Source organism: Delftia sp. RIT313 (assembly GCF_000632165.1).
GTDB classification, from domain to species: domain Bacteria; phylum Pseudomonadota; class Gammaproteobacteria; order Burkholderiales; family Burkholderiaceae_C; genus Comamonas; species Comamonas acidovorans.
The window spans coordinates 134,308-146,245 of sequence record NZ_JFYT01000013.1; the positions used below are offsets into that span (position 1 = coordinate 134,308).

The following is an 11,938-nucleotide window of genomic DNA, read 5'->3' on the forward strand; positions in this document are numbered from 1 at the left end:
AGGCGGCAGCGCGCGTCACACCGGCCTGCAAGGAATGGCATGGCTGAAACCGCAATTATCACCCGCGTGCTGGACAGCGTGCAGCAGCTCGATGCCCAGGCCTGGAATGCGCTGCTGGCATCGCAGGCCGCGCCCACTCCCTTCATGCGCCACGAGTACCTGAGCGCGCTGGAATCCAGCGGCAGCGCCGTGCCGCAAACCGGCTGGGCCGGCCGCGTGGTCACGCTCTGGCAGGGCGGCGAGCTGGTCGCCGCCTGCCCGGTCTACGCAAAGGCGCACTCCTATGGCGAGTACGTGTTCGACTTTGCCTGGGCACGTGCCTACGCCCAGCATGGGCTGGACTACTACCCCAAGGGCGTGCTGGCCGTGCCTTTCACGCCCGTGCCGGGCAGCCGCCTGCTGGCGCGCACGCCCTTGCTGCGTGCAGCCCTGGTGCGCGCGGTGCGCGAATGGGCCCAGGCGCAGCAGCTGTCTTCGCTGCACCTGCTGTTCAGCGATGCAGAGGATCTGGCAGCCTGCGATGCCGACGGCTGGATGCAGCGCAGCACCGTGCAGTTCCACTGGACCAACCAGGGCGCCGATGGCGCCGGGCACGGCGATTTCGAACACTTTCTGGCGACGCTGAACCAGGAAAAGCGCAAGAAGATACGCCAGGAAAGGCGCAAGGTGCATGAGGCCGGCGTGCGCTTTCGCGCCCTGCACGGGCCGGACATGAGCGCACAGGACTGGGCCTTTTTCTACCGCTGCCACGAGCGAACCTACCTGGAGCATGGCAACGCCCCGTACCTCGAACCGGCCTTCTTCGAGGCCATGGCGCGCCAGATGCCCGAGGCCTGGCTGATGTTCATCGCCGAGCGCGACGGCCAGCCCATGGCCTGCAGCCTGATCGCGCTGGATGCTGCGGCCGCAAGGCTGTCAGCGGGCCATCCAGGCGGACGCGCCCACGCGCCGCAGACCCCGCAGGGAACGGCCTACGGCCGCTACTGGGGTGCACTGGAGCGCGTGGATTGCCTGCATTTCGAGGCCTGCTACTACCAGCCCATCGCCTGGTGCATAGAACGCGGCATTGCGCATTTCGAGGGAGGTGCCCAGGGCGAGCACAAGATGGCGCGGGCGCTGCTGCCCGTGGTCACCCCCAGCGCCCACTGGATTGCCCACCCGTCCTTTGCCGATGCCATCTCGCGCTTTCTGGACCGCGAGGGCGAGGGCATGGCCGGATATCTGCAGGAGCTGCAGGCCCACAGCCCGCTGCGCCAGGGGTAAGGCCAGGGCCAAGGCTCAGAAGGTTTCCCAGTCGTCATCGCCCTGACCGGGCTGGCGTGGTGCCGGCTTGCCGGCCTGCGTGGGTCCGGCGCGCGGCCGGATGGGGGGTGTGGCATCGCGCTCAAGCCGGCGGGCCAGCGTCTCGCCGCCTGCAGGCGCACCGCCGCCGCCCAGGGCCGCAGGCCGCGCAGGACTGGCGGGTGGAGCGGGCCGGACAGGCGGGGCTGCGGGGCGCGCTGCGGGGCTGACCGGTGCCGCCACCCTGTGCGGCACATGCGCATGGCTGTCCGTGGCGCCACGGGGCAACTGGAAGACGGCCACGGCCTCGACCAGGTCCTGCGCCTGCTTGCGCAGCGAGGCAGCGGCGGCCGCGCTTTCCTCGACCAGGGCCGCATTCTGCTGCGTGGTCTGGTCCATCTGCGTGACGGCTTCGCCAACCTGGGCCACGCCGGAGCTCTGCTCGGTGCTGGCCGAGCTGATCTCGCCCATGATGTCGGTGACCCGGCCGATGGCGGCCACCACTTCGGTCATGGTCGTGCCTGCGCGGTCCACCAGTTGCGAGCCCTGCTCCACACGCTCCACGCTGGCCGTGATCAGCGCCTTGATTTCCTTGGCGGCCTCGGCGCTGCGCTGGGCCAGCGATCGCACCTCGCCCGCGACCACGGCAAAGCCCCGACCCTGCTCACCTGCGCGGGCCGCCTCCACGGCAGCATTGAGCGCGAGGATGTTGGTCTGGAAAGCAATGGAGTCAATCACGCCGATGATGTCGCCGATGCGCCGGCTGCTGTCGTTGATGCCCTTCATGGTCTCCACGGCCTCGGCCACCACGTCGCCGCCACGGCGCGCAACGCTGGATGCATTGAGCGCCAGCTGATTGGCCTGGCGTGCGTTGTCGGCGTTCTGGCGCACGGTGGAGCCCAGCTCCTCCATGGAGGCTGCCGTCTGCTCCAGGGCGCTGGCCTGCTCTTCCGTGCGGCTGGACAGGTCGGCATTGCCCGAGGCAATCTGCGCGCTGGCCGAGGCCACGCCTTCGGCGTTCTGGCGCACGCTGCGCACGGTCTGCACCAGGCTGGACTGCATGCGCTGCAGCGCGCCCAGCAGCAGGCCGGTTTCGTCATGGCGGTCGATGCGGATGGTCCCGCCCAGGTCGCCGTTGGCGACGCGGTCTGCGGCATCGACCGCATGCGCCAGCGGCGCGCGGATGGAGCGCGTCAGCCACAGGCCGGCCAGCACGGCCAGCAGCACGGCAGCCAGCGCCGCCACGCTGAGGACGACGACCGAGCGCCCGTACACGGCCTCGGCATTGCGGCTTTCCTGCAAGGCAGCATCACTGTTGAGCTTGACCAGCAGATCCAGCGTGTTCGACGAATCGTTGTAGAGCTTCAGCGACTCGCCGCCCAGCACCGCCTGGGCCTTTTCCTTCTCGCCCTGGCGCGACAGCGCCAGCACCTGCTGGCTCAGTTGCTGATAGCGCTCGCGTTCCTGGACCAGTTGCGCGTAGAGCCTGCGTTCTTCGTCCGATGACAGCAGCGGCTCATAGGCCTTCTTGCGCTCGGCCAGGCGGCGCTGCAGTTGTTCCAGCTGCTTTTCCGAATCGGTCTTGTAGGCGGCATCGTCATTGTTGACATGGCGCACTTCCAGAAGGCGCGTGCGCACGACATCGGTGCCGATCTGGTTGATCACTTCCACGCTGGGCATGACGTTGCCCGTGATGACTTCCATGCTGGCGCGCATGGCGCGCAACTGCACCAGGGCTGCGGCCACCACGGCCAGCAGCAGCACCACCAGCAGGCCGAAGGTGCCCAGCATGCGCGTTGAGATCTTGAGGTTTTTCACGTTCATCTTTCTTGCCGAAGTCCTGCCATCTTGTTGTGCCTAGCTTTGTGTTGCGCCATGGACAGGCGTCAGCCAGGCCCGGCGCGGACTTCGCAAAAACAGATCTGCCGCAGCCGCGCAAGTCGGCTTGTTGGCAGGGATTGGAGAGGGAGAGCCACCGCGGTGGCGAGGTCCGCTGGAAGACTGATTGCCGCCAGGCGTGGCGGCCATGAGAACAAGGTGATCACGGGATACCCCTTCGTTCCTAGGGAGCGGCGCCAGAAGCCGCCATTGTTCACGCTGTAAGAATAGGACTACATCCACTTACATTCTGCCAGTATCCAGGCATTGTTCAGGACAAGTTCAGGGACTGGTAGTAGGCAGAAACCTTCACTGGCAGATTTGTGCCACAGCCTCTCGCTCCCGTCTTGCGCCAGCTCAGCGGCAGACACAAAAGGAAAGCGGCCCCATGCAAAGCATGGAGCCGCCAGAAAAGGAAGCCGAACTGCGCGTGAGGCCTCAGAACGCGGCCCACTCCTCATCGTCGGCGGTGGTCGTCTTGGTGGTCTTGGTGGCCTTGGCCGGGGTGGCCGCAGCGATCTGTTGCGCCGGCCTGGCGGCCATGGGAGCCAGGGCCGGACGCGATGCCAGGGAGGCAACAACCGTTGCGCGCGATGCTGCGGCAGTCGCCACAGTGACAGCTGGCGCATCGGCAGCGGCCGTGCGGAATACCGAGACCGAGGCCACCATGGCCTGTGCCTGCTGCTGCAGCGACTGGGCGGCGGCGGCGCTTTGCTCCACCAGGGCCGCGTTCTGCTGCGTGGCCTGGTCCATCTGCGTGATGGCATCGCCCACCTGGGCCACGCCCGCGCTCTGCTCGCTGCTGGCCGCGCTGATCTCGCCCATGATGTCCGTCACGCGCCGGATGGCGGTGACGATTTCCGACATGGTCTCGCCGGCCTTGTCCACCAGCTGCGTGCCCTGCTCCACGCGCTGCTCGCTGGCCTGGATCAGCGCCTTGATCTCCTTGGCCGCCTCGGCGCTGCGCTGGGCCAGCGAACGGACCTCGCCCGCCACCACGGCAAAGCCCCGGCCCTGCTCGCCTGCGCGGGCCGCCTCCACGGCGGCGTTCAGCGCCAGGATATTGGTCTGGAAGGCAATGCCATCGATCACGCCGATGATGTCGGCGATCTGGCGGCTGCTGTCGTTGATGCCCTTCATGGTGTCCACCACCTGGGCCACGACTTCGCCCCCACGCGCGGCGATGCCCGATGCGGAGGCCGCCATCTGGTTGGCCTGGCGCGCGCTGTCGGCGTTCTGCCGCACGGTGGCGCCCAGTTGCTCCATGGAGGCTGCCGTTTCCTCCAGCGCGCTGGCCTGGCTTTCGGTGCGCGCCGACAGATCGGCATTGCCCTGGGCGATCTCACCGGCGGCCAGTGCCACGCCCTGCGCGTTGCCACGCACCTCGCCCACCAGCTCGGCGAGCTTGCGGCGCATGTCTTCCTGTGCGTTGATGAGCTGGCCCATTTCGTCGCGGCGGCGGCTGGTGACCGGCGTCTCCAGATGGCCGGCCGCCACGTTGCGCGCCACATGGACGGCCTGGGCGACGGGGCCGGTCACGGCACGCGTGATGGCCCAGCCCACCAGGGCTGCAATGGCCACCACCACGGCCAGCGTGCCCAGCACCCAGATGCGGGCGAGGTCAAAGCCGGCCTGCGCCTGCTGGCGGGCCTGCTCGCCCGCCTCGCGCTGCAGGGTCAGCAGGCGGCCGGCGCTTTCGGCCAGCTTGCCGAACTGCGCCTCGGATTCGCCGGCAAACATCAGCCCCATCTCGTCGGCCATGAAGGCCTGCTCCTCGGTGGTCGAATAGTTGCCGGCACGCGCGCGCTCCAGCAGGCGCGCATGCATGGCCAGGAACTGCTGCTTGAAGCCGAGGTAGTCGTCAAAGGCCGCGCGCAGGGCCTGCTGGTCGATCAGCGCACGCAGCGCCGTCTCGTGCTCGCCGATGGTCTGCAGCCGGTCCTGCACCTGCTTGGCAAAGCCATCGACCTCGCCCAGGCTGCGCGCCGAGGCGATGCCGGCCTCGTGGCGGCGCAGGCGGTTGTACTCGGAGCGCATGGCGCCCGCATGGAACATGCTGGGCAGGGCCACATCCGACAAATGCAATGCGTTGCGGTGCATCTGCGCCAGTTGCAACCAGGCCACCGCCCCCAGGATGGCCGAGAACAGGACCATGACGAGGAATCCCATGCCCAGCTTCGTGCCCATGCGCCAATCTGCCAACTTCATTTGCTCGCTCCCGGGCCGATGTCCCCATCAGCGCCTGATTGATCTGCCAAAACCTTGATCCACGACAAAACAAAAAACGCACCCGGCGCGTAGGCAACGGGTGCGTTTCAAATTGTATCAACTGCGAAGCGGGCATTTACCTCAGCGCAGTTGAGACTCCCTCAACGGGAGTGAAAAGGATCAGCCCTTGTAGTTGGCGATGCCGTCCACGACTTCCTTCTTGGCCTCGTCCACGCCCTTCCAGCCCAGCACCTTGACCCACTTGCCCTTTTCCAGGTCCTTGTAGTGCTCGAAGAAATGCTGGATCTGCTTGAGGGTGATCTCGTGGATGTCTTCCAGCGTGTTGATCTTGTCGTAGGCGGGCAGCAGCTTTTGCGTGGGCACGGCCAGGACCTTGCCATCCACGCCGGACTCGTCTTCCATCAGCAGGATGCCGATGGGGCGGCAGGCCACGACCACGCCCGGGGGCAGCGGGAAGGGCGTCATCACCAGCACGTCCACCGGATCGCCGTCGCCGGACAGCGTCTGGGGCACATAGCCGTAGTTGGCCGGGTAGTGCATGGCCGTGCCCATGAAGCGGTCCACGAAGACGGCGCCGCTTTCCTTGTCCACTTCGTACTTGATGGGATCGGAGTTGGCCGAGATCTCGATCACGACGTTGAAGGATTCAGGAGCGTTCTTGCCCGGTGTGACTTTGTCGAAAGACATGATGGATGAGGAGAGTTGAAACAAAAAAGCCCCCGCAGGGGGATAGCAGCGTGATTTTAGGCGCAGGCACACGCCCCCACGGATGGCTCCGCAGGAACGCCTGCCATGCTACGGCGGCAAGCCTGCGCCAAGCTTGCAGCGCCCGGGCCGTTTTCAGGCGTGTGCGCCGCCCGCGCGCCGTTGCACGGGCCCGCTGCGCTGCTCCACCGCATGCTGCACTTCTCGGCGCAGGCCCAGGGCAAAGCCCAGCTCGGCCAGCACGAACAGCGGCCCGATGACCAGGCCCACGATGTCATCCAGGAAAGCCGGCTTGCGGCCCTCGTAGTAATGGCCCACGAACTGGATCACCCAGCCCACGGCGAAGATGCCCAGGCCCCAGCCCAGCCAAGCCCCCATCGGCAGCATGGCGATGGGCTGGGCCAGCGCCAGCATCAGGGCAAGCACCAGGGCCATGGCGATGCCGTAGCGCAGGTCCAGCAGACAGTAGTAGATGCCTGCCGCCAGTGCCGCCAGCAGGGCCAGGCTCAATGGCAGCTCGGGCAGGCCATCGCCCAATGGGGCAGCCCACTGCAGGCGGGCCAGCAAAATCACCACCGCCCACATGATCAGCGGCACGCCGACGAAGTGCGTGAGGATGTTGCGCGGATCACGGTGATAGTCCGCGTACTGGGACAGTTGGTCGATGAGGGTTTTCATAGGCTGCACCTGCGGTGGATGTTGCGCAACCATGGTGGTGTCATCAAGGATTGGCGTCTGTCATGGATCCGACACAAGCCTCATCGCACACCTCGGGCTTACCCGCACCCGCTCCGGCAGCTCCGGCAGCCCACGCCGCCCCGCGCGGCGTACGGCGCCGTGCTGCGGCCGGCCCGCCGGGCATGGCCGATCTCTGGGCCACCATCGAGGCGGGCCGCTGGTTCCACGCCCTGCCGCCGGAGTTGGGCGCACAGCTCAAGGCACTGGCCCAGCCCCGCACGCTGGCGGCAGGCGACTGGCTGTTCCGGCGCGGCGACCCGCCCTGCGGCCTGTATGCTGTAGCGCGTGGTGCGCTCAGCATCTCGGGAACGGCCGCCTGCGGCGAGCAGGCCCGCACGGCGCTGCTGACCCTGGTGGAGCCTCCCATGTGGCTGGGGGAAATCGCGCTGTTCGACGGAGCCGAGCGCACCCACGATGCCCAGGCAGCCACGGCCTGCACCGTGCTGCACGTGCCCCAGGCCCCACTGCAGGCATGGCTGGCGGCCCATCCCGAACACTGGCAGGTGCTGGCCTTGCTGCTGACCGACAAGCTGCGCGTATGCCTGATGGCGCTGGAGGAGCACACGCTGCTGCCTGCGCCGCAGCGCCTGGCGCGGCGCCTGGTGCGCATGGCCGAAGGCTTTGACCAGTGGCAGCCGGACGGCCAGGGCCGCCAGCGCTGGCGCCGCGAGCTGGATGTTTCCCAGGAACAGCTGGCGCGCATGCTGGGCCTGTCGCGCCAGACCACCAACCAGATCCTGCAGGAGCTGCAGCAGGCCGGTTGCCTGCAACTGCGGCGCGGCAAGATGGAGGTGCTGGACCGGCAGGGCCTGCGCGACGCGGGTTGGCCCGAGGACTGAAGCCACTGAAGCCACTGAAGCCACTGAAGCCACCAAGGCGATCGAGGGGACGCAGCAACGCCCGGGACTGGACAAGCGGCGCGGGCACCCCACAATCGGGCTCCATGCAATACCACTACATCGGCAATGCGTCCGTGCCCACGGAGTCGGGACGCACGATCCCCGTGCTGGACCCGTCGGACGGGCAGGCTTTCGACGAGCTGCAGCGCGGCTCGCCCCAGGACATCGACCTGGCCGTGCGTTCGGCGCGCGAGTGCCAGGACAGCGTCTGGAGCAAGCTTTCTGCCGCAGAGCGCGGGCGCCTGCTGATGCGCCTGTCGGGCAGCGTGCTCCAGCATGCCGATGAGCTCACGGCCATTGAGCAGCGCGACTGCGGCAAGCCCACGCGCCAGGCCCGTGCCGACGTGCTGGCGCTGGCGCGCTACTTCGAGTTCTATGCCGGCGCCTGCGACAAGCTGCACGGTGAGACCCTGCCCTACCAGCAGGGCTACAGCGCCCTGACCTGGCGCGAGCCCCACGGAGTGACCGGCCACATCGTGCCCTGGAACTATCCCATGCAGATCCTGGGCCGCAGCGTGGGCGCGGCGCTGGCCGCGGGCAATACCTGTGTGGTCAAGCCCTCGGAAGACGCCTGCCTGTCCGTGCTGCGCGTGGCGCGGCTGGCCACCGAGGCAGGCTTTCCAGCCGGCGCCTTCAACGTGGTCACCGGCCTGGGTCACGAGGTGGGCGAGGCCCTGGCGCGCCATCCCGGCGTAGACCACCTGAGCTTCACGGGCAGCCCCGGCGTGGGCACGCTGATCCAGCAGGCGGCTGCCGAGCGCCACTGCCCCGTCACGCTGGAGCTGGGCGGCAAGAGCCCGCAGATCGTGTTTGCAGACGCGGACCTTGATGCCGCCGTGCCCGCCATCGTCAATGCCATCGTGCAGAACGCGGGCCAGACCTGCTCGGCAGGTTCGCGCGTGCTGATCGACTCGCTGATCTACGAGCCGCTGCTCGAACGCCTGGGCCAGGCCTTCGAGGCGCTGCGCGTGGGCCCGGCCGCCATGGACCTGGACCTGGGGCCGCTGATCCGCGCCAGCCAGCAGCAGCGCGTCTGGGATTTCCTGTCCGACGCCCAGGTGGCCGGCATTGCCGTGGTGGCGCAGGGCCAGATCGTCGAGGATGCGCCCGACAGCGGCTTTTACCAGGCGCCCACCCTGCTGCGCGACGTGCCGCCCGAGCACCGGCTGGCGCAGGAAGAGATTTTCGGCCCCGTACTCTGCGCCATGCCCTTCCATGACGAGGACCATGCCGTGCAACTGGCCAACGGCACGGCCTACGGCCTGGTGGCCGGACTGTGGACGCGCGACGGCGCGCGCCAGCTGCGTCTGGCGCGGCGCCTGCGCTGCGGCCAGGTCTTCATCAACAACTACGGCGCCGGTGGCGGCGTGGAGCTGCCCTTCGGCGGCGTCAAGTCCAGCGGCCATGGCCGCGAAAAGGGCTTCGAGGCGCTCTACGGCTTTACCACGCTGAAGACCGTCGCCATACGGCATGGCTGATCTTTGCGCGTGACGGAAAATCGCGGGATGCCCGGCGCCAGCCGGCAGCCCGCGACAGAAAGAACAGCTTCCCCCATGCCCTTGTCCCCCATTCCCGACCGCACGCCCCAGCATGAACGCGACGTGCGCTACCGCAGCTACGCCCGCGCCGATGGCCTCTGGGATATCGAAGGCGAGCTGCGCGATAGCAAGACCCATGACATCGAACTGAGCGGCGGCCGCCACATGCCCGCCGGCACGGCCATACACCACATGTGGATACGCACCACGGTCGATGCCCGCCTGACGGTGCAGGCCATCGAGGTCGTCATGGATTCCCACCCGCTGGGCCACTGCCCCGAGGCCACGCGGGCCCTGCAGAAAATGGTGGGCTGCAGCATGGCGCGCGGCTGGCGCAAGGCCATCAACGAGAACCTGGGCGGCGTGGCCAGCTGCACGCATCTGCGCGAGCTGCTGTTCAACATGGCCACGGCCGCCTTCCAGTCCGTGCCGGGCGTCTTTGGCGATGCCGACCCCAGCCAGCCGCCACGCCACCTGGGCCAGTGCCTGGGCTGGGACTTCAACGGCCCCGGCGTGGCCCGCTATTACCCGCAATTCGTGGGCTGGCAGCCCGGCACAGGCGGCGCGACCCCGATCCCGGCGACCACAGCAACCACCGAAACCCAGGGGGCCTGACCCCCGACCGAGGAGCAAAGCCCGATGCGTGTCCAGGACAAATCCATCATCGTCACAGGCGCCGGCAGCGGCATCGGGGCCGGCATCGCCCAGCGGCTGGCCGCCGAAGGTGCCCGGGTCATCGTCAACGACATCGACCGCGAGGCGGGCACGCGCGTGGCACAGTCCATCACCGCCGAAGGCGGCCGGGCACTTTTCGTGCAGGCGGACATGACACGCAGCGAACAGGTCAAGGCCCTGGTGGAGGCCACGCTGCAGGCGCATGGCCGGCTCGACGCCTTCATCAACAACGCGGGCTGGACACACCGCAACCGCCCCATGCTCGAAGTCAGCGAGGCCGAGTTCGACCGCGTCTACGCCATCAACGTCAAGAGCATCTACCTCTCTGCCGTGCACGGCGTGCCCGCCATGCGCGCCAACCCGGCGCTGGCCGATGGCCGCCCTGGCGGCGGCAGCTTCATCAACATCGCCTCCACGGCCGGCCTGCGCCCTCGGCCGGGGCTGACCTGGTACAACGGCTCCAAGGGTGCCGTCATCATCACCAGCAAGTCCATGGCGGCCGAGCTCGGGCCCGAGAACATCCGCGTCAACTGCATCAACCCCGTCTTCAACCCCGACACCGGCCTGGCCGCCGAGTTTGCCGGCGGCCCCGTGGACGAGGAGCGCCGCGCGCGCTTTCGCGCGACGATTCCGCTGGGCCGCTTTTCCACAGCGCTGGACGTGGCCAATGCCGCGCTGTATCTGGCCAGCGACGAGGCCGCCTTCATCAGCGGCACCTGCATCGAGGTGGACGGAGCGCGCTGCGTCTAGACACAGATCAAGAACTGCAGGCTTGCGCAGTGCCTGGACATAGGCATTCGGGCAAAATCGCAGGCATGGCAGAACGAGTGATCCCCCTGGTCGACGAGCGCTCCCCCACGCGCCCGGCCGCCGTGCCGAGTCTGCTGCAGACGCCCACCGGCGATCTGCAGGACAGGCTTGGCCGGTCGCTGCGCGACCTGCGCATCAGCATCACCGACCGCTGCAACTTCCGCTGCAGCTACTGCATGCCCAAGGAAGTCTTCGACAAGAACTACAGCTACCTGCCGCACGGCTCGCTGCTGAGTTTCGAGGAAATCACGCGCACGGCGCGCCTGTTCGTGCAGCACGGCGTGCAGAAGATCCGGCTGACGGGTGGCGAGCCGCTGCTGCGCAAGAACGTGGAAACGCTGGTGGAGCAGCTCTCCGCCCTGCGCACGCCCGGCGGCCAGCCCCTGGACCTGACGCTGACCACCAACGGCTCCCTGCTGGCCCGCAAGGCCCGCGCGCTCAAAGACGCCGGCCTGAACCGCGTCACCGTGAGCCTGGACGGGCTGGACGACGCGGTGTTCCGCAGCATGAACGACGTGGACTTCCCGGTCTCCGACGTGCTGGCCGGCATCGAGGCGGCCCAGGCCGCGGGCCTGACCAACATCAAGGTCAACATGGTGGTCAAGCGCGGCACCAACGAAGACCAGATCCTGCCCATGGCGCGCCACTTCCAGGGCACGGGCGTGACCTTGCGCTTCATCGAATACATGGATGTGGGCGCGACCAACGGCTGGCGCATGGACGAGGTCCTGCCCTCCGACGAGGTCATCGCCCGGCTGCGCGCCGAACTGCCCCTGGTGCCGCTGCAGCCCAGCGCCACCGGCGAGACGGCCGTGCGCTGGGGCTATGCCGACGCGCGCGGCCTGCACGACCCGTCGCTGGGCGAGGTCGGCGTGATCAGCAGCGTCACCCATGCCTTTTGCGGCGACTGCAACCGCGCGCGCCTGTCCACCGAAGGCCGGCTGTACCTGTGCCTGTTCGCCTCCGAAGGCTGGGACCTGCGCAGCCTGCTGCGCAGCGGCGCCAGCGATGCAGAGGTCGCCTCCGCGCTGGCCCCCATCTGGCAGCAGCGCAGCGACCGCTACTCCGAACTGCGCGCCAGCCTGCCGGCCAGCACGGGCACGCAGCGCAGGCGCATCGAGATGAGCTACATCGGCGGCTGATCCGTGCGGCGTGCGCGGGGCGTCGGCGCCCTGCCATCGCCGC

The 11,938-nt window shown here is 68.2% G+C and carries 10 protein-coding genes; 6 read left to right on the forward strand and 4 right to left on the reverse strand.

The window, feature by feature from the left end:
- Nucleotides 1–39: 39 nt before the first annotated feature.
- A complete protein-coding gene (locus BW39_RS03345; RefSeq protein ID WP_043819744.1) occupies nucleotides 40–1,263 on the forward strand; it encodes a GNAT family N-acetyltransferase in 1,224 nt (407 codons plus the stop codon).
- Nucleotides 1,264–1,278: 15 nt separating this feature from the next.
- Here BW39_RS03345 and BW39_RS03350 read toward each other — a convergent pair whose 3' ends face one another.
- From BW39_RS03350 to BW39_RS03365, 4 genes are all read right to left on the reverse strand, one after another.
- Complete coding sequence (locus BW39_RS03350) at nucleotides 1,279–3,105, reverse strand: methyl-accepting chemotaxis protein (RefSeq protein ID WP_081816117.1); 1,827 nt, start codon at nucleotides 3,103–3,105, stop codon at nucleotides 1,279–1,281.
- A 492-nt stretch (nucleotides 3,106–3,597) separates the two neighbouring features.
- Nucleotides 3,598–5,367, reverse strand: coding sequence for a methyl-accepting chemotaxis protein (locus BW39_RS03355; protein WP_043819746.1), 1,770 nt, complete (start codon nucleotides 5,365–5,367; stop codon nucleotides 3,598–3,600).
- 180 nt (nucleotides 5,368–5,547) lie between these two features.
- Entirely contained in the window at nucleotides 5,548–6,075 is a 528-nt protein-coding gene (gene ppa / locus BW39_RS03360; RefSeq protein ID WP_013801496.1) for an inorganic diphosphatase, read from the reverse strand.
- Nucleotides 6,076–6,228: 153 nt separating this feature from the next.
- Complete coding sequence (locus BW39_RS03365; protein WP_012206679.1) at nucleotides 6,229–6,771, reverse strand: Mpo1 family 2-hydroxy fatty acid dioxygenase; 543 nt, start codon at nucleotides 6,769–6,771, stop codon at nucleotides 6,229–6,231.
- A 62-nt stretch (nucleotides 6,772–6,833) separates the two neighbouring features.
- Here BW39_RS03365 and BW39_RS03370 point away from each other — a divergent pair, with 62 nt between their 5' ends.
- The 5 genes from BW39_RS03370 (at nucleotide 6,834) to moaA (ending at nucleotide 11,895) form a co-directional block, all read left to right on the forward strand.
- Nucleotides 6,834–7,670: a Crp/Fnr family transcriptional regulator gene (locus BW39_RS03370; protein ID WP_013801494.1), complete on the forward strand. Its 837-nt coding sequence runs from the start codon at nucleotides 6,834–6,836 to the stop codon at nucleotides 7,668–7,670.
- A gap of 104 nt (nucleotides 7,671–7,774) precedes the next feature.
- Nucleotides 7,775–9,208 (forward strand): aldehyde dehydrogenase family protein, encoded by a 1,434-nt coding sequence (locus BW39_RS03375; protein ID WP_012206681.1) that lies wholly within the window; start codon nucleotides 7,775–7,777, stop codon nucleotides 9,206–9,208.
- A 75-nt stretch (nucleotides 9,209–9,283) separates the two neighbouring features.
- Nucleotides 9,284–9,883 (forward strand): DUF2889 domain-containing protein, encoded by a 600-nt coding sequence (locus BW39_RS03380; RefSeq protein WP_043819748.1) that lies wholly within the window; start codon nucleotides 9,284–9,286, stop codon nucleotides 9,881–9,883.
- Nucleotides 9,884–9,907: 24 nt separating this feature from the next.
- Nucleotides 9,908–10,693 carry an SDR family oxidoreductase gene (locus tag BW39_RS03385; RefSeq protein ID WP_043819750.1) on the forward strand — a complete coding sequence of 262 codons (786 nt, stop codon included), beginning with the start codon at nucleotides 9,908–9,910 and terminating at the stop codon, nucleotides 10,691–10,693.
- A 65-nt stretch (nucleotides 10,694–10,758) separates the two neighbouring features.
- The gene (moaA, locus tag BW39_RS03390) at nucleotides 10,759–11,895 is read left to right on the forward strand and encodes a GTP 3',8-cyclase MoaA (RefSeq protein WP_013801490.1); all 1,137 of its coding nucleotides are present in this window, start codon (nucleotides 10,759–10,761) and stop codon (nucleotides 11,893–11,895) included.
- The last annotated feature ends 43 nt before the right edge of the window (nucleotides 11,896–11,938 follow it).